The sequence below is a fragment of the Streptomyces hiroshimensis genome (assembly GCF_014650335.1).
In the GTDB taxonomy this organism is placed as follows: domain Bacteria; phylum Actinomycetota; class Actinomycetes; order Streptomycetales; family Streptomycetaceae; genus Streptomyces; species Streptomyces hiroshimensis.
The window spans coordinates 50,773-67,227 of the sequence record NZ_BMUT01000016.1 but is presented as its reverse complement, the minus strand read 5'-3'; the positions used below and the strand labels follow the sequence as shown (position 1 = coordinate 67,227).

15 protein-coding genes and 5 tRNA genes are annotated in these 16,455 nt (G+C 69.9%); 7 read left to right on the top strand and 13 right to left on the bottom strand.

Annotated features, from left to right (window positions below; genetic code table 11):
* Window positions 1–34: 34 nt before the first annotated feature.
* From IE241_RS29090 to IE241_RS29045, 10 genes are all read right to left on the bottom strand, one after another.
* Window positions 35–110: transfer RNA gene (locus IE241_RS29090), tRNA-Gly, on the bottom strand.
* Between the two features lie 35 nt (window positions 111–145).
* The gene (locus tag IE241_RS29085) at window positions 146–769 is read right to left on the bottom strand and encodes a response regulator transcription factor (RefSeq protein WP_190024832.1); all 624 of its coding nucleotides are present in this window, start codon (window positions 767–769) and stop codon (window positions 146–148) included.
* On the bottom strand, window positions 766–2,097 hold the full coding sequence (locus IE241_RS29080) for a sensor histidine kinase (RefSeq protein WP_190024831.1): 1,332 nt from the start codon (window positions 2,095–2,097) through the stop codon (window positions 766–768). Before IE241_RS29080 ends, IE241_RS29085 begins: the two co-directional genes overlap by 4 nt.
* A 34-nt stretch (window positions 2,098–2,131) precedes the next feature.
* Complete coding sequence (locus IE241_RS29075; RefSeq protein WP_229899973.1) at window positions 2,132–2,908, bottom strand: ABC transporter permease; 777 nt, start codon at window positions 2,906–2,908, stop codon at window positions 2,132–2,134.
* A complete protein-coding gene (locus tag IE241_RS29070) occupies window positions 2,908–3,924 on the bottom strand; it encodes an ABC transporter ATP-binding protein (protein WP_190024830.1) in 1,017 nt (338 codons plus the stop codon). Before IE241_RS29070 ends, IE241_RS29075 begins: the two co-directional genes overlap by 1 nt.
* Before the next feature lie 197 nt (window positions 3,925–4,121).
* Window positions 4,122–4,194: transfer RNA gene (locus tag IE241_RS29065), tRNA-Gly, on the bottom strand.
* A gap of 78 nt (window positions 4,195–4,272) precedes the next feature.
* Window positions 4,273–4,344: transfer RNA gene (locus IE241_RS29060), tRNA-Gly, on the bottom strand.
* Window positions 4,345–4,389: 45 nt separating this feature from the next.
* Window positions 4,390–4,461, bottom strand: a tRNA-Gly gene (locus IE241_RS29055).
* 45 nt (window positions 4,462–4,506) lie between these two features.
* A tRNA-Gly gene (locus IE241_RS29050) sits at window positions 4,507–4,578 on the bottom strand.
* An 89-nt stretch (window positions 4,579–4,667) separates the two neighbouring features.
* Entirely contained in the window at window positions 4,668–4,985 is a 318-nt protein-coding gene (locus IE241_RS29045; RefSeq protein WP_190024829.1) for a histone-like nucleoid-structuring protein Lsr2, read from the bottom strand.
* A 315-nt stretch (window positions 4,986–5,300) separates the two neighbouring features.
* Here IE241_RS29045 and purS point away from each other — a divergent pair, with 315 nt between their 5' ends.
* Genes purS through purL form a run of 3 tightly spaced genes read left to right on the top strand, consistent with a single transcriptional unit; the run spans window position 5,301 to window position 8,469 of the window.
* Window positions 5,301–5,546 (top strand): phosphoribosylformylglycinamidine synthase subunit PurS, encoded by a 246-nt coding sequence (gene purS / locus IE241_RS29040; RefSeq protein WP_058047533.1) that lies wholly within the window; start codon window positions 5,301–5,303, stop codon window positions 5,544–5,546.
* A complete protein-coding gene (purQ, locus tag IE241_RS29035) occupies window positions 5,543–6,223 on the top strand; it encodes a phosphoribosylformylglycinamidine synthase subunit PurQ (RefSeq protein WP_190024828.1) in 681 nt (226 codons plus the stop codon). Before purS ends, purQ begins: the two co-directional genes overlap by 4 nt.
* Complete coding sequence (gene purL, locus IE241_RS29030; RefSeq protein WP_190024827.1) at window positions 6,220–8,469, top strand: phosphoribosylformylglycinamidine synthase subunit PurL; 2,250 nt, start codon at window positions 6,220–6,222, stop codon at window positions 8,467–8,469. Before purQ ends, purL begins: the two co-directional genes overlap by 4 nt.
* Window positions 8,470–8,538: 69 nt before the next feature.
* Here purL and IE241_RS29025 read toward each other — a convergent pair whose 3' ends face one another.
* Entirely contained in the window at window positions 8,539–10,002 is a 1,464-nt protein-coding gene (locus IE241_RS29025) for an MFS transporter (protein ID WP_190024826.1), read from the bottom strand.
* Window positions 10,003–10,259: 257 nt separating this feature from the next.
* On the opposite strand from IE241_RS29025, the gene IE241_RS29020 reads away from it, so the two are divergent.
* The 4 genes from IE241_RS29020 to purM all read left to right on the top strand — a co-directional run bounded on the left by IE241_RS29020 (window position 10,260) and on the right by purM (window position 14,476).
* Window positions 10,260–10,916, top strand: a complete 657-nt coding sequence (locus IE241_RS29020; RefSeq protein ID WP_190024825.1) for a TetR/AcrR family transcriptional regulator — start codon at window positions 10,260–10,262, stop codon at window positions 10,914–10,916.
* 10 nt (window positions 10,917–10,926) lie between these two features.
* On the top strand, window positions 10,927–11,736 hold the full coding sequence (locus tag IE241_RS29015; protein ID WP_190024824.1) for a sterol carrier family protein: 810 nt from the start codon (window positions 10,927–10,929) through the stop codon (window positions 11,734–11,736).
* Window positions 11,737–11,851: 115 nt separating this feature from the next.
* Window positions 11,852–13,369 carry an amidophosphoribosyltransferase gene (purF, locus tag IE241_RS29010; RefSeq protein ID WP_058047539.1) on the top strand — a complete coding sequence of 506 codons (1,518 nt, stop codon included), beginning with the start codon at window positions 11,852–11,854 and terminating at the stop codon, window positions 13,367–13,369.
* Window positions 13,370–13,408: 39 nt separating this feature from the next.
* The gene (gene purM, locus IE241_RS29005) at window positions 13,409–14,476 is read left to right on the top strand and encodes a phosphoribosylformylglycinamidine cyclo-ligase (protein WP_190024823.1); all 1,068 of its coding nucleotides are present in this window, start codon (window positions 13,409–13,411) and stop codon (window positions 14,474–14,476) included.
* A gap of 170 nt (window positions 14,477–14,646) precedes the next feature.
* On the opposite strand, the gene IE241_RS29000 is transcribed toward purM, so the two are convergent.
* Both IE241_RS29000 and IE241_RS28995 read right to left on the bottom strand, forming a co-directional pair.
* A complete protein-coding gene (locus IE241_RS29000) occupies window positions 14,647–14,904 on the bottom strand; it encodes a DUF3073 domain-containing protein (protein WP_058047541.1) in 258 nt (85 codons plus the stop codon).
* Between the two features lie 380 nt (window positions 14,905–15,284).
* Window positions 15,285–16,427: a Leu/Phe/Val dehydrogenase gene (locus tag IE241_RS28995; protein WP_373300799.1), complete on the bottom strand. Its 1,143-nt coding sequence runs from the start codon at window positions 16,425–16,427 to the stop codon at window positions 15,285–15,287.
* Window positions 16,428–16,455 lie beyond the last annotated feature (28 nt).

Here is a 16,455-nt window from a genome sequence, read left to right as displayed (position 1 = left end):
AAGGCCCCGGTCGTGATGACCGGGGCCTTCGTGCTGGAGCGGACGACGAGACTCGAACTCGCGACATCCACCTTGGCAAGGTGGTGCTCTACCAACTGAGCTACGTCCGCCTGCGCCGCGCGTTTCCCGTGCGGTGCGAGAACCACTATAGCCAACCCTGAGCGCGTGCGATGCGCGCTGCCGCGTGACGGTTCTCCGCGCCCAGCTTCGCGACGGCCGCCGAGAGGTAATTGCGGACCGTCCCGGCCGTCAGTGAAGCGCGCTCCGCGATCTCCGCGATGGGCGCCCCGTCCTCCGCCAGTTCGAGCAGCTCGGCCTCCCGGCCGCTCAGAGGGGAGTCGCCCGCGCTGATCGCATCAGCCGCCAACTCGGGGTCCACGTAACGGCTTCCGCCGTGCACCGTCCGGATGATCTCGGCGAGCTTCTGCGCCGAGACGGTCTTCGGTACGAACGCCCGCACGCCCACTTCCAGCGCCCGCTTCAGATGCCCGGGGCGGCCGTGACCAGTCACGATCATGGTCCGGCACGCGGGCAGCTCGGTCCGCAGAGATGTGGCGACCGCCACACCGTCGGCCCCCGGCATCTGCAGGTCGAGCACCGCGACATCCGGCCGGTGCACCCGGGCCATCGCGAGCGCCTCCGGACCCGATGCGGCCTCGGCGACGACCTGGAGATCGTCCTCCAGGCCGAGTAGCGCGGCCACCGCTCCACGGATCAAATGCTCGTCATCCGCGAGCATGACCCGTATCGGCGTGATGTTGACGCTCATGCCGTCCCCCCGTTCACCGGAACCCCGTTCCGGACCCGATCCGAAACCTCAGCCGGAGCCTCAGCCGGGGCCTGACCGGGAACCGCGGCATCCGCCGCTTCCCCCGCCCCGGTCAGCGGCACCTCCGCCGTCAGCCGGAACGTCGCATTGGCCCGGTGTTCGTACGTCAGCGTGCCGCCCAGCACCGTGAGCCGCTCCCGCAGGCCCGCCAGCCCGGAGCCGCTGCCCGATCCGGGATCCCCGCCCGGCTCCCGCACCCCGTCGTTCTCCATGACCAGGACGGCCGCCGTTTCCGCCGTGGCCCGCAGCCGCACGGCACACCGCCGGGCGTCGGCGTGGCGCAGCACATTGGTGGTGCCCTCCCGGATCACCCACGCCAGGACCGACTGCACCGGAGGCGGCAGCGTCTTGCCCACGGCGTCATCGATGCGGCAGTCGATATCGGCGGCGGAGAGCACGCCCCGGGCGCCCAGCAGCTCGGTCTGCAGATCGGCCTCGCGGTAGCCCCGGACGACCTCGCGGACCTCGCGCTGGGACTCCTGGGCGATGCGCTGGACCTCGGTCATCTGCGTCAGGGCGTCGGCCGAGCCCCGCCGGGCCAACTGGCAGGCGAGCTCGCTCTTGAGCGCGATCACCGCGAGGTTCCGGCCGAGGACGTCGTGCAGATCCCGGCCGAAGCGCAGCCGCTCCTCCGCCACCGCCAGCTGTGCCCGCGCCTCCCGCGCGGTCTCCAGCTCCCACATGACGTGCAGCATCCAGCCCGACAACCGCACGACGTACACGCACCAGAGGGTGAGGCCGAGCACCGCCCCCGCCAGAGCGGCCGCGGCCTTCCAGTCGCCGCCGAGCGCCAGAATGCCGAGACCGAGCAGCAGTGCCAGGGCGACGCACGCGCCCACGAACCTGCGGACCTTGCGGACCAGCAGCGTGAACGGGCCGAAGACCGAAAGGCTGCCGTTCCACAGGAACAGGCCGACCGTGGAGCCGTACTGATTGCCGTAGGCCCCGAACGAGACCACCATGCAGGCCATCGCCGCGACGAACAGCAGCCCTTGCACGGTCAGCGGCCACCAGGGGGCGGGCTTCTTCCACAGGTAGTGGTCGAGGGAGCGGCGGAAGATGGAGATTCCCAGGACGCCCTGGAGGGTAAAGATCCCGCCCAGTGTCAGGATCCACGGCCGGCCGAGACCGGAGTCCGCGAGCACATTGACCAGGCCGATCGCGGGGAGGACGACGGGCAGCGCGTAGAGCGTCCACCGCATATAGCTGTCGACCTTGGCGACCCTGCTGCGGCCCCGCCACTCCCGTACTCGCGTCCACAGGCCCATGAGCCCCGCGCCCCCCTTGCCTTGCTTGCTGCGCTCAGCGCCGCGGCTCCCACCGGAACCACCGACGGGTGCTGTACCCCGCGATTATCGTCCAGGCGATGCCTGTGATGATCGCCCCCACGGCGTCGTGGGCGTCCATCCCGCCCAGCCATCCGCCGCGCACCAGCTGGACCACCGGGGTCAGCGGCAGGAGCTTGCAGACATCCGCCATGGTGTCCGGCATGACCTCCAGCGGCACCATGAGCCCCGAGCCGAGCACGGAGATCAGCATCAGCGGGGAGGTCACCAGCTGGGCGCTCTCCACCGTCTTCGCCCAGGACGTGGTCACCGCGGCCAGGGCTATGGACATCGCCAGACCGAGCAGGAGCCCGGCCGCCATCAGATCGGGCCGCTCGACCGCCCGCAGATCCAGCCAGGACACGCCCGCCACGACCAGCAGCACGCACTGTGCGAGCGCCACGGCCACCGACGGCAGTGCGGTGCCGGTGAGTATCTCCGCATCCGAGGTCTCGCCGGTGCGGAGCCGCTTGAGGACGAGCTCCTCGCGGCGCGTCACATAGGCACTGACCAGGTTCTGATAGACGGCGAAGAGCAGGATGTAGCCGAACGCTCCGGTCAGGGCGACCTCGTTGACCGACATCCCGGCCTTGCCGAGGTCGAACTGGCCGATCGCGCGCCGCATCGCCCAGACCATGAACACCGGCATCAGCAGCGACACATAGAGCGCCATCTTGTTCCGCCCGAGCAGGGTGAGCTCGGCCCGGCCCAGCGACAGCATCCGCGGCACCGACATCGACATGGACATCGCCATCAGGCGTTCCTCCCTGCAACAGAATCCACACCAAGGCCGGCACCGAGACCTGCGCCGAGACCCGCACCGACGGGCTCCCCGGACCCGCCCGCGCCGGCTATCGCCAGGAACGCTTCCTCCAGCGAGGCGGCCCGCGCATCCAGCCCTTCGAGCTCGACGTCCTTGTCCCGGGCCCAGAGCAGCAGCCCCGTCAGGGTCCGCTGCAGCTCCTGGGTCTGCAGCTCTATGTGGCCGCGCTCCTCCTCGTGCCGGATGACGCCCAGTTCGGCGAGCGGCGGCAGATCGCCCACGAACCAGCCCACGGGCATCGCGAAGCGGATCCGCGCGGGATAGGAGCCGATCACCGACTCCGGCGTCCCGGAGGTGACGATCCGCCCCTCGCGCATGATCGCCAGGCGGTCCGCGAGAGCCTCCGCCTCCTCCAGATAGTGCGTGGTGAGCAGCACGGTCGTGCCTTCGGCACGCAGCCGGCGCACCAGCTCCCAGGTGGTGTGCCGGGCCTCGGGGTCCAGGCCGGTCGTCGGCTCGTCGAGGAAGAGGACCTCGGGGCGGCCGAGGAGGGCGAGCGCCAGATCGAGGCGGCGCCGCTCGCCGCCGGAGAGCTGCTTGATGCGCACGTCCCGGCGCCCGGTGAGGCCGACGAGCTCCAGGGCTTCGGCCGCGGGCCGGGCCCCGGTGGTGCAGCCGGCCCACATCCGGACCGTCTCGGTGACGGTCAGGTCGGAGGGGAATCCGCCTTCCTGGAGCATCACCCCGATCCGCGGACGCACGACGCGCCGCTCCGTGAAGGGGTCGTGACCGAGCACGCGCACCTTGCCCGCGGTGGGCTTCGCGAGGCCCTCCAGCAGCTCGACCGTGGAGGTCTTGCCCGCACCGTTCGTGCCGAGCAGGGCGAACAACTCGCCGCGCCCCACGGTGAAGGAGACGTCCCGCACCGCTTCGAAGCCCTTGTCCCCGGCCGGGCCGTAGCGGCGGCGCAGCCCCGAGACGTCGATCACACTGTCCCCGATATCCATGCTTCAAGGCTCCCGCCGGATCCGGGCCGGGGGCAGTGCGGCCTGTCATGACTTCGGATGACGAATGTCATCAGCGCCGCTGCGGCACGAAGTACGGCGGGAAGTACGGCGGGAAGCACGGCAGGGAGTGCGGCAGAGTGCACGGCAGGAAGTACGACGAAGGCCCCGGTCGTGATGACCGGGGCCTTCGTTCACTGAGCGGACGACGAGACTCGAACTCGCGACATCCACCTTGGCAAGGTGGTGCTCTACCAACTGAGCTACGTCCGCATGCCTCCGACCGGCTCTCACCGGGCGGCGCGAGACATCACTCTACCTGATCCACCGGAGTGGTCGGTACGTGATGAGAGCGGGTGACAGGAATCGCACACTGCGCCTCCCCCTTGGAAAGGGGGCGCTCTACTACTGAGCTACACCCGCATGGATCGCCGGTCCGGCCCACGAGGTGGACCGGTAAGCGATCAGAGCGGGTGACAGGAATCGCACACTGCGCCTCCCTCTTGGAAAGAGGGCGCTCTACTACTGAGCTACACCCGCATGATCCGTCCCGCCGGACCACATGCGTGGCCGGAGGACGTTCAGAGCGGGTGACAGGAATCGCACACTGCGCCTCCCCCTTGGAAAGGGGGCGCTCTACTACTGAGCTACACCCGCGTGACCTGGGGGTTTGCCCGGTTTCCCGGCCTCGCCCCTCGGCGTGATCCAGACTCTAGCTGATCATCCGGGGTGGTTGGCAAATCGGCTCAGTCGGCGGAGTTGAAGGCCTCGTACACGCGCTTGGGGATGCGGCCCCGCGGCGGGACGTCCATGCCGTGCGAGCGCGCCCACGCGCGGACCGCCGCCGGGTCGGGTGCGACGGAGGTGCGGCGGTAGACCTTGCCGGAGCGGGACTGCTTGCGGCCGGCCTCCAGGTAAGGCGTGAGGATCGCCCGCAGTTTCTTCGCATTGGCAGTGTTGAGGTCGATCTCGTACGACTTGCCGTCGAGGCCGAAGGTAACCGTCTCCGCGGCTTCCCCGCCGTCGATGTCGTCGGAGAGTGTGACCACTACGCGCTGTGCCACGAATATCGGTCCTTTCAGCGGGCACCTCCGCGTTGAACTGCGGAGATGCACTGGTTCCGGATGTTCCGGATCCGTTCCGGGTCAATGGTTATTCATTTGTACAACGAAGAGCATTGCAAAGTGAAGCCCAGTTAATTCGGTCCGAGTGCCGCTTCGCAATCAGGACCGTACGTTTTTCCCGGGATTTTTCCAGGGCGTCCCGGGTGTCGATGCGTAAACGTGACAGGACGCCCACCATATCTATGCGCGTAGATTTTTCGGGACTGTACTCTGGCCGTACCGCTTCAGCTCACGCACCACACACCGGGAGTGCCAGTGGCACGCGTCGTAGTCGACGTCATGCTCAAGCCGGAGATCCTCGACCCGCAGGGCCAGGCGGTGCAGCGCGCGCTGCCTCGCCTGGGTTACGAGGGGATCGCCGACGTCCGTCAGGGCAAGCGCTTTGAACTCGAGGTGGAGGGCCCGGTCGACGACGCCGCCCTCGCCCGAATCCACGAGATGGCGGAAACGTTTCTCGCCAACACCGTGATCGAGAACTTCACCGTGCGGGTCGACTCGTGACTGCACGCGTAGGAGTCATCACCTTCCCCGGCACCCTCGACGACCGCGACACCCAGCGCGCCGTCCGGATCGCCGGGCTTGACCCCGTGCCGCTCTGGCACCGCGACAAGGACCTCAAGCAGGTGGACGCCGTGGTCCTGCCCGGCGGTTTCTCCTACGGCGACTATCTGCGGGCGGGTGCCATCTCCCGCTTCTCGCCGGTCATGGAGACCGTCATCGAGCAGGCCAAGGGCGGCATGCCCGTCCTCGGTATCTGCAACGGCTTCCAGGTGCTCACCGAGACCCACCTGCTGCCCGGCGCGATGCTGCGCAACAACCACCTGCACTTCATCTGCCGCGAGCAGAAGCTGCGGGTGGAGAACGCGAACACGGCCTGGACGTCCGACTACGAGGCGGGCCAGGAGATCTCCATCCCGCTGAAGAACATCGACGGCCGCTACGTCGCCGACGAGCACACCCTGGACGAGCTCGAGGCGGAGGGCCGCGTCGTCTTCCGCTACCTCGGCGGGAACCCCAACGGCTCGCTCCGCGACATCGCCGGCATCACCAACGCCGCCGGCAACGTCGTCGGCCTGATGCCGCACCCCGAGCACGCCGTCGAGCCCCTCGTCGGCACCGGCCGCACGGACGGGCTCGGATTCTTCACCTCGCTCCTGAAGAAGCTGGTCAACGCATGACTCTCGACACCGTCAAGCACGCAGGCGAGACGCCGGACACCGAGCAGCCCTGGGCCGAGCTGGGCCTGAAGCAGGACGAGTACGAGCGCATCCGTACGATCCTGGGCCGCCGTCCCACCGGTGCCGAGCTCGCCATGTACTCCGTGATGTGGTCCGAGCACTGCTCCTACAAGAGCAGCAAGGTGCACCTGCGCCAGTTCGGCGAGAAGGCTCCCGAGAACGACGCCCTGCTGGTCGGCATCGGCGAGAACGCCGGCGTCGTCGACGTCGGCCAGGGTTACGCGGTCACCTTCAAGGTCGAGTCGCACAACCACCCGTCGTACATCGAGCCCTACCAGGGCGCGGCCACCGGCGTGGGCGGCATCGTCCGCGACATCCTCGCGATGGGCGCCCGCCCGGTCGCCGTGATGGACCCGCTGCGCTTCGGCGCCGCCGACCACCCCGACACCAAGCGCGTCCTGCCGGGCGTCGTCGCGGGCATCGGCGGCTACGGCAACTGCCTGGGTCTGCCGAACATCGGCGGCGAGGTCGTCTTCGACGCCTGCTACCAGGGCAACCCGCTGGTCAACGCCCTGTGCGTCGGCGTGATGAAGCACGAGGACATCCACCTCGCCAAGGCCTCCGGCACCGGCAACAAGGTCATCCTCTACGGTGCCCGCACCGGCGGCGACGGCATCGGCGGCGTCTCGGTCCTCGCGTCCGAGACCTTCGACGACAGCAAGCCCACCAAGCGCCCCGCCGTCCAGGTCGGCGACCCCTTCCAGGAGAAGCTCCTCATCGAGTGCACCCTGGAGATCTTCCGCGAGGACCTGGTCGACGGCATCCAGGACCTCGGCGGCGCCGGCCTGTCCTGCGCCACCAGCGAGCTGGCCAGCGCCGGCTCCGGCGGCATGCGCGTCGAGCTGGACCGCGTGCCCCTGCGCGATGCGACGCTCTCGCCCGAGGAGATCCTCATGAGCGAGTCGCAGGAGCGCATGTGCGCGATCGTCGAGCCCGGCAAGGTCGACCGCTTCCTGGAGATCTGCGAGAAGTGGGACGTCATCGCCACCGTCATCGGTGAGGTGACCGACGGCGAGCGGCTGGAGATCTTCTGGCACGGCGAGCAGATCGTGGACGTGCCGCCGCGCACCGTCGCCCACGAGGGCCCGGTCTACGAGCGGCCCTTCGCCCGCCCGGACTGGCAGGACGCCCTCCAGGCCGACGACGCGAACAAGCTGGCCCGCCCGGAGACCGCCGAGGAGCTGCGCGAGCAGGTCCTGAAGGTGATCTCCTCGCCGAACCAGGCCTCCAAGTCCTGGATTACCGACCAGTACGACCGGTTCGTGCAGGGCAACACCGTCCTCGCACAGCCGGAGGACTCCGGCATGGTCCGCGTCGACGAGGACACCAACCTCGGTGTCGCCGTCGCCACGGACGGCAACGGCCGCTACGCCAAGCTCGACCCGTACGCGGGCGCGCAGCTGGCGCTCGCGGAGTCCTACCGCAACGTGGCCGCCTCCGGCGCCCGCCCGCTGGCCATCTCCAACTGCCTGAACTTCGGTTCCCCCGAGGACCCGGCGGTCATGTGGCAGTTCGCGGAGGCCACGCGCGGTCTGGCCGACGGCTGCCTGGAGCTGGGCACCCCCGTCACCGGCGGCAACGTCTCGCTCTACAACCAGACCGGCGAGACCGCCATCCACCCGACCCCCGTGGTCGCGGTGCTCGGCGTCATCGACGACGTCAACCGCCGTACGCCGATCGCCTTCTCCGACGAGGGCCACCTGCTCTACCTGCTGGGTGACACCAAGGAGGAGCTGGGCGGTTCGGCCTGGTCCCAGGTGGTGCACGACCACCTCGGCGGTCTGCCGCCGGCCGTGGACCTGGGCCGGGAGAAGCTCCTGGCGGAGATCCTCATCTCGGCCTCCCGCGACGGCATGGTCGACGCGGCGCACGACCTCTCCGACGGTGGCCTGATCCAGGCCGTCGCCGAGTCGTGCCTGCGGGGCGGCAAGGGTGCCCGGATCGTCACCCCTGATGACACGGACCCCTTCGTCTTCCTCTTCTCCGAGTCCGCCGGCCGTGCGGTCGTCGCGGTCCCGCGCAGCGAGGAGCTCCGCTTCACCGACATGTGCGGAGCGCGGGGCCTGCCCGCGACCCGTATCGGCGTCGTCGACGGCGAAGAGATCGACATCCAGGGCCAGTTCAGCATTCCGCTGGCCGAGCTGCGCGAGGCCCACGAGGCCACGATCCCGGCGCTGCTCGCGTAATCGCCGCACCCGCACCCGTCCCCGGTGGCCAGGCCGCCGGGGACGGGGCGCCGTGCGGAGCTGCGGGCATCACCGGATCCGCAGGCGCGCCGCCAGCACCAGGGCCACCGCCATCGCTCCGGCCGCACACAGGAACACCGTGTCGACGGAGGAGACGAAGGCCTGTATCGCCTGGGCGTGGGCCTCGCCACCGAGCGAGGCTATGCGGCCTGCCGAGCCGCCGGGGCCCTTCGCCTCGTACACCCGGGCCAGCACCGTGCCGAACAGGGAGGCGCCCAGCGCGCCGCCCAGGGACTGGAAGAAGCGGATTCCCGTGGTCGCCACGCCCAGTTGGCGGGGCGGTGCGTGCTCTTGCGTGAGCTGGATCAGCTGACCGAGCAGCTGGCCGAAGCCGACGCCGAGGAGCAGCAGCGCCGTGCCGACAACCCACAGGCCGGTGCCGGCGCCGAGGGTTGCGAGCAGCCCCATCGCCGCGGCCGAGACGGCCGTTCCGGTGACAACGAACGTCTTCTGCGCCCAGCCGCGTGCCGTCAGCTTGGCGACGACGATGCCCGTAACGGAGATCCCTGCAGCCATGGGAAGCAGGAACAGGCTCGCGTCCGTGGCGGCGATGCCGCGCACCAGCTGCAGGTAGACGATCACGTAGACGAGTGACCCCATCAGCGCCATCCCGATGAGCGCCTGCAGCGCGAACGAGATGCGCAGCACGGGGATCTTGAACAGGGACAGGGGCAGGACGGGTTCGGCCGCCGTGGCCTGCCGCCAGAGGAACAGGCCGAGCAGCAGCGCGCTCGCCGCGATCAGCCCGAGGATGGTGGGGGAGCCCCACGCGTACTCCTTGCCGCCCCATTCGGTGACGAGGAGCAGGGCCGTGGAGAAGGCCGCTGCCAGGCCGGCGCCGAGGAAGTCGATCCGGTGGCGCGAGCTGTGGCGGGGGAGCTTGAGGACGACGGCCGCGGCGGCGAGCACGGCGATGCCGATGGGCAGGTTCACGTAGAACACCCAGCGCCAGTCGGCGTGATCGGCGAGGAAGCCGCCCAGCACGGGCCCGAGCGCCATGCCCGCACCCGCCACGATGCCGCCTATTCCGGCGCCGCCCCCTCCGCCCCGGCCGCCACGGCCGTCGGCGTCCCCGCCCGGGTCCGCTCCCGCCTTCAGCTGGGCGATCACGACCATGGTGACGCTCATCAGCCCTCCGCCGCCGATGCCTTGGACGGCACGGAAGGCGATGAGCTGCTCCATGGACTGCGCGGCCCCGCACAGCGCCGAGCCCACGAGGAACGCGGTGACGGCGCCTAGGAACACCCGCCGTGCGCCGTGGGTGTCGCACAGCTTGCCGTAGAGCGGCAGGGCCGCGGTCGAGGCGAGAGCGAAGGCGCTGATCAGCCACGGGACGCGGTCGATGCCGTGCGCGGGGTCGAGGTCGCGGACGATCGGGACGGTGACGGCCGAGACGATGTTCTGGTCGAGCACGGCCAGGAGCATCGTCGCCATGCAGACGATGAAGGCGACCTTCCGCTGCCCTGCCGTCATACGGGGGCCGGCCGCCTGATCGCCCGGCGCCGAGGCGCCCGCAGCCCTCGCCGCAGGCCCTCCCGCGGACCCTTGCTCCGCGGTCAACTGCCGCGTCGCTGTGGATGAACGCACCCTTCTTCCCCCTCCGGAGTCGGTCGTGAACGCCGACGGAAGCGGCGTGCCCTCACCATGCCCCAGGAATCTGTACCGAGTCAATTCTTCTATCGGGTAAGTTTGTCGGCCAAGTCAAAGTTTCATCCTGGTACAGTCATGACATGACCGAAGGCATGAGCCTGCGCGAGCGAAAGAAGATCCAGACCCGGCGCCTCCTCTGGAAGACCGCCGTGGAGCTGTTCCTGGAGCGCGGTTACGACCAGGTGTCGGTCGCCGAGGTCGCCCTGGCCGCCGAGGTCTCGAAGATGACGGTCTTCAACTACATGTCCTCCAAGGAGGATCTGGTCCTCGGCCCCATGCAGGAGCACACCGGCGACGCCGCCCGCGCTGTGCGCGACAGGCGCCCCGGCGAGTCCGCCGTCGCCGCCTTCCGCAGGGACTTCATGGCCGCGCTCAACGCCCACGACGCCTCCGTCGGCATGAGCGACGATCCCTACGTGCTCCAGGTGCGCCGGCTGATCCAGGAGACCCCGGCCCTTCTCGTCCGCGCCCACGAGTACGTCCGCCGTGCCCAGACGCTCCTGTGCGAGGAGCTGGCCGCCGCGGCGGAAGGGGCCGACGCCGAGCTCGCTCCCGTGGTCGCGGCCCAGCTGATGAGCGTTCGCTACGCCGTCCACGAGTACAGCCACCGGCGCCTGTTCGCGGGCGAGTCGGCGGAGGACGTCCTTCCCGGCGCCGTCGCCCTCGCGGAGCGCGCCTTCGCCCTGGTCGAGCACGGTCTCGGGAACTACGGGTCGCTCCCGGCCGCCGCCGAATAGGGTCGGGCCCATGCCTCCCGCCCAGCGCAAGCCCCGCCCCCGCAGCTACGCCCCCGCCAAGGTGCGGGCCGCCTTCGCCGCGCAGCTCGCCCACGTACGGGAAGCGGCCGCCGGCCTGGACGAGGCGCAACTGGCGCTGCCGACGCGCCTGGGGGAGTGGACGGTCCGCGAGCTGCTCGCCCACATCGCCCTGGGCGCAGGCCTCGTGGCCCGGCTGGCCGGGGAACCGGCCCCGCCCGCGCGGGAGATCACCGCCGTGGAGTGGCCCGCGGCGACCGCAGCCCTCGCCGGCCGTGTCGACATCGCGACCCGCGAGGCCGCGGCCGCCGAGACCGCGGCGGGAACAGGCCCCGTCGCCCTGCTGGACGCCGCGGCGGAGCGTTTCGCCGCCCTCTCCGACGTACCGCCGGACCGCCTGCTCGCGGCCCACGTCGGCGCCATGCGGCTTGACGACTTCCTGGTCACCCGCTGTGTGGAGCTGGTCGTCCACACGGACGATCTCGCGGCGGCTCTCGGCACCGAGATCCGTTACGACCGCCAGGCTTTGGCCAATGCCACCCGCCTGCTTGCCGACGCCCTCGCGGCCAAGGCCCCGGGCGGCTCCGTGGAGGTCCGCATCCCGCCCTTCGCGGTCGTCCAGTGCGTGGCAGGGCCCCGCCACACCCGCGGCACCCCGCCCAACGTGGTCGAGACCGATCCGCTCACCTGGCTGCGCCTGGCCACCGGCCGTACGGACTGGGCGGCCGCCCTCGACGCCGCGGAGATCAGCGCAAGCGGCGAACGCGCGGACATCTCCGCGCAACTCCCTTTGGTGGAATGAACAAAAGACCCCCGAAAGGTGATTCGCTGTGCGCGCCGAGTGGCTGTGCGTGGTGTGAGGCATCACCGGTCGTCCCCGGTTCGGATGAACCTCCTCCCTGCCATAGACTCAAGGTGTGCCTCGTGGTGACGGACGACTCAGCCACGACCTGCTCCCCGGTGAGAAGGGCCCCCAGGACGCATGTGGCGTCTTCGGTGTCTGGGCTCCGGGTGAAGAGGTCGCCAAACTCACCTATTTCGGGCTGTATGCGCTGCAGCACCGTGGACAGGAGTCCGCGGGCATCGCAGTGAGCAACGGCTCCCAGATCCTCGTCTTCAAGGACATGGGACTGGTTTCCCAGGTCTTCGACGAAACCTCCCTCGGCTCTCTCCAGGGCCACATCGCGGTCGGTCACGCCCGCTACTCCACCACCGGAGCCTCGGTGTGGGAGAACGCCCAGCCGACCTTCCGGGCGACCGCCCACGGCTCGATCGCGCTGGGTCACAACGGCAATCTGGTCAACACCGCCGAGCTGGCCGAGATGGTCGCGGCCCTCCCCCGGGAGAACGGCCGTGCCACCCAGGTCGCGGCGACCAACGACACCGACCTGGTCACGGCCCTCCTCGCGGGCCAGACCGACGCCGAGGGCAAGCCGCTGACCATCGAGGAGGCGGCCGCCAAGGTCCTCCCCGACGTCAAGGGCGCCTTCTGTCTCGTCTTCATGAACGAGCACACGCTCTACGCCGCCCGTGACCCGCAGGGCATCCGCCCGCTGGTCCTCGGCCGCCTGGAGCGCGGCTGGGTGGTGGCCTCCGAGACGGCCGCCCTGGACATCTGCGGTGCGACGTTCGTCCGCGAGATCGAGCCCGGCGAGCTCATCGCCATCGACGAGCACGGCGTGCGCACCAGCCGCTTCGCCGAGGCCCGTCCCAAGGGCTGCGTCTTCGAGTACGTGTACCTGGCCCGCCCGGACACCGATATCGCGGGCCGGAATGTCTATCTCTCCCGGGTGGAAATGGGCCGTCGGCTCGCCGCCGAGGCCCCGGTCGACGCCGATCTGGTGATACCGACGCCGGAATCCGGCACCCCGGCCGCCGTCGGCTACGCGGAGGCCAGCGGCATTCCGTACGGCACCGGCCTGGTCAAGAATTCCTACGTCGGCCGGACCTTCATCCAGCCGAGCCAGACCATCCGCCAGCTCGGCATCCGGCTCAAGCTCAATCCGCTCAAGGAAGTCATCAAGGGCAAGCGCCTGGTCGTCGTCGACGATTCCATCGTCCGCGGCAATACCCAGCGCGCTCTCGTCCGGATGCTCCGCGAGGCCGGCGCCGCCGAGGTCCATGTGCGGATCTCCTCCCCGCCGGTGAAGTGGCCGTGCTTCTTCGGCATCGACTTCGCCACCCGCGCGGAGCTGATAGCCAATGGCATGAGCGTCGAGGAGATCGGCCGCTCGCTGGGCGCGGACTCCCTCGCGTACATCTCCCTCGACGGCATGATCGAGGCGACCACCATCGCCAAGCCGAACCTCTGCCGCGCCTGCTTCGACGGCGAGTACCCCATGGCGCTCCCCGACCCCGAACTGCTCGGCAAGCAGCTTCTGGAGACCGAGCTGGCCGGTGGCACGGATGCCGCCGATGCGCTCCGTCGTCCGTAAACGCCCTCGTAGTACCGAACGACACGAAAGTTCCCAGCAATGTCTGAGACCACTGGTGCCAGCTACGCAGCCGCGGGCGTCGACATCGAAGCGGGCGATCACGCCGTCGAGCTGATGAAGAAGTGGGTGAAGAAGGCCACCCGCCCGGAGGTCGTCGGGGGCCTCGGCGGCTTCGCCGGGCTCTTCGACGCCAGCGCGCTCAAGCGGTACGAGCGCCCCCTCCTGGCCTCCGCGACCGACGGCGTCGGCACGAAGGTCGACATCGCCCGCCGCATGGGCGTCTACGACACCATCGGCCACGACCTGGTCGGCATGGTCGTGGACGACCTGGTCGTCTGCGGCGCCGAGCCGCTGTTCATGACCGACTACATCTGTGTCGGCAAGGTCGTCCCCGAGCGGGTCGCCGCCATCGTCAAGGGCATCGCCGAGGGCTGTGTGCTCGCGGGCTGCGCGCTCGTCGGTGGCGAGACCGCCGAGCACCCCGGGCTGCTCGGGCCGGACGAGTTCGACGTGGCCGGTGCGGGCACCGGCGTCGTCGAGGCCGACCGCGTGCTGGGCGCCGATCGCATCCGTACGGGTGACGTCGTCATCGCGATGGCGTCGTCCGGACTTCACTCGAACGGGTACTCACTGGTCCGCCATGTGCTCTTCGACCGGGCCGGCTGGGAGCTGGACCGCGAGGTTCCGGAGTTCGGCAGGACCCTCGGCGAGGAGCTGCTGGAGCCCACGAGGATCTACTCGCTGGACTGCCTGGCGCTCACCCGTACGGCCGAGGTGCACGCCTTCTCGCACATCACCGGCGGCGGTCTCGCCAACAACCTGGCCCGGGTCGTCCCGGACCACCTCCACGCCACCGTCGACAGGGCGACCTGGACGCCGGGCGCGGTGTTCGACACCGTGGGCCGGCTCGGCGGGGTCGAGCGGCTGGAGCTGGAGAAGACGCTGAACATGGGCGTCGGCATGATCGCGGTCGTGCCGCAGGAGTCCGTGGACGTGGCTCTTTCGGTCCTCGCCGACCGGGGCGTGGACGCCTGGGTCGCGGGTGCGATCACCGAGCGCGGCGACCACGCCGAGGCCGTGGCCCTGACCGGTGACTACGCGAGCTGAAGTGAACGGCCGCTTGTGGGCAGCCGTGCCGCGGGATCGGCACGGCTGGGCACAAGCGGCCCGCACCGGGGCGACGGCGCAGCCTTGCACCGGCGCAGCGCACGGCGTCCAGGCAGCACAGAACCCGGTCCGAGGTCAGGCCTCGAACCGGGTCAGTGGGAGTTACAGCGTCAAGCGCGGCGACGGTAAGGAGAGTCGGACGGAGCCTGCTCGTCCTCATCCTCATCGTCGTTGTAACGACTCGCGTACTGAGCGTACGGGTCGTCATCCAGCTCATCGTCCTTTTCGAGCGGCTCGCTGTTCGGCGGCTGCTTCGTCGGCGATGCGCCCAGCTCATTGGCCAGACGTGAGAGGTCGGTCCCGCCGCTGTTGTACTTCAGCTGGCGGGCGACCTTTGTCTGCTTGGCCTTGGCCCGGCCGCGCCCCATGGCTCGACCCCCTCAATGACGGGGCTCGACGGCCCCAGAGTCTTGACACGCGTTCACGTTCATGAGTCAGAGCGGACCCCCGTGGAGGGATCCGGCCTGTAGGGCTTCAACGGTACCTGCTTCCGCGGCCATACGGTACGTCGCCCGCATGACGTGCCACGCAGCACAACCCTAGGGGAGCCCCGTCCCCGCTGGTCAGCTGCGATTTTAACGTGTCTTGTGCGCCGACCCGCCGATGGGTGGTGAGAGATGTCTCGCTCACCACCTCATCGGACGGGCCTGTAGGGACCGCTAGGGGCGCTCGGCCGGCCCGCACCGCCACGGACTGTCCGCCGACCGGTCACCCGTCGTGCGCAAAGCGCCCTTACCGGACGGTTCTACTAAGCGGTAGCTCCGCTCGTGGCGGCCGCCCGGGCCTCCGCCATGCGCTGCTCGGCCAGCCGGTCGGCGGCAGCGGCGGGCGGGATGCCGTCGGCCTTCGCCCGATCGAATATGGCCAGAGTCGTATCGAAGATCTGGTTCGCCTTGGCCTTCGCGCGGTCGAAGTCGAAACCGTGCAGTTCGTCCGCGACCTGGATCACTCCGCCGGCGTTCACCACATAGTCGGGCGCGTAGAGGATGCCGCGGTCCGCGAGGTCCTTCTCGACGCCGGGGTGGGCGAGCTGGTTGTTGGCCGCGCCGCAGACCACGCTCGCGGTGAGGGCGGCCACGGTGTCGTCGTCCAGGGCGCCGCCGAGGGCGCAGGGGGCGTAGACGTCGAGCGGGGTGCGGACCAGGACGCCGGCGTCCGTCACCGCGGTGACCTGCGGGTGGCGGGCCAGGATGCGCTCCACGGCCTCCGTCCGGACGTCGGTGATCACGACCTCCGCGCCGTCCTCGACCAAGTGCTCCACGAGGTGGTGGCCGACCTTCCCGACGCCCGCGACGCCGACCCTGCGGCCGCGCAGCGTCGGCTCGCCCCACTGGGTCTGTGCGGCGGCGCGCATGCCCTGGAAGACACCGAAGGCGGTGAGCACGGAGGAGTCGCCGGCGCCGCCGTTCTCGGGGGAGCGGCCGGTGGTCCAGCGGCACTCGCGGGCGACCACGTCCATGTCCTGGACGTAGGTGCCGACGTCGCAGGCGGTGACGTAGCGGCCGCCGAGGGAGGCCACGAAGCGACCGTAGGCAAGCAGGAGCTGTTCGGTCTTGATCTGGTTCGGATCGCCGATGATCACGGCCTTTCCGCCGCCGTGATCGAGGCCCGCCAGCGCGTTCTTGTAGGACATGCCGCGGGAGAGGTTGAGGGCGTCCAGCACCGCGGCCTCCTCGGAGGCGTACGGATAGAACCGGGTGCCGCCGAGGGCGTTGCCCAGGGCGGTGGAGTGGATGGCGATCACTGCCTTGAGGCCGCTCTCGCGGTCCTGGCAGAGGACGACCTGCTCGTGGCCGCCCTGATCCGATCGGAACAATGTGTGCAGCACGCCGGCAGCTTCTGGGGGTCCCCCCTGCACGGAGTGCTTGGGGGAGGGACGTACGTCAGTCACTGTGGTGACTCCATATGTCGCGGAGGTT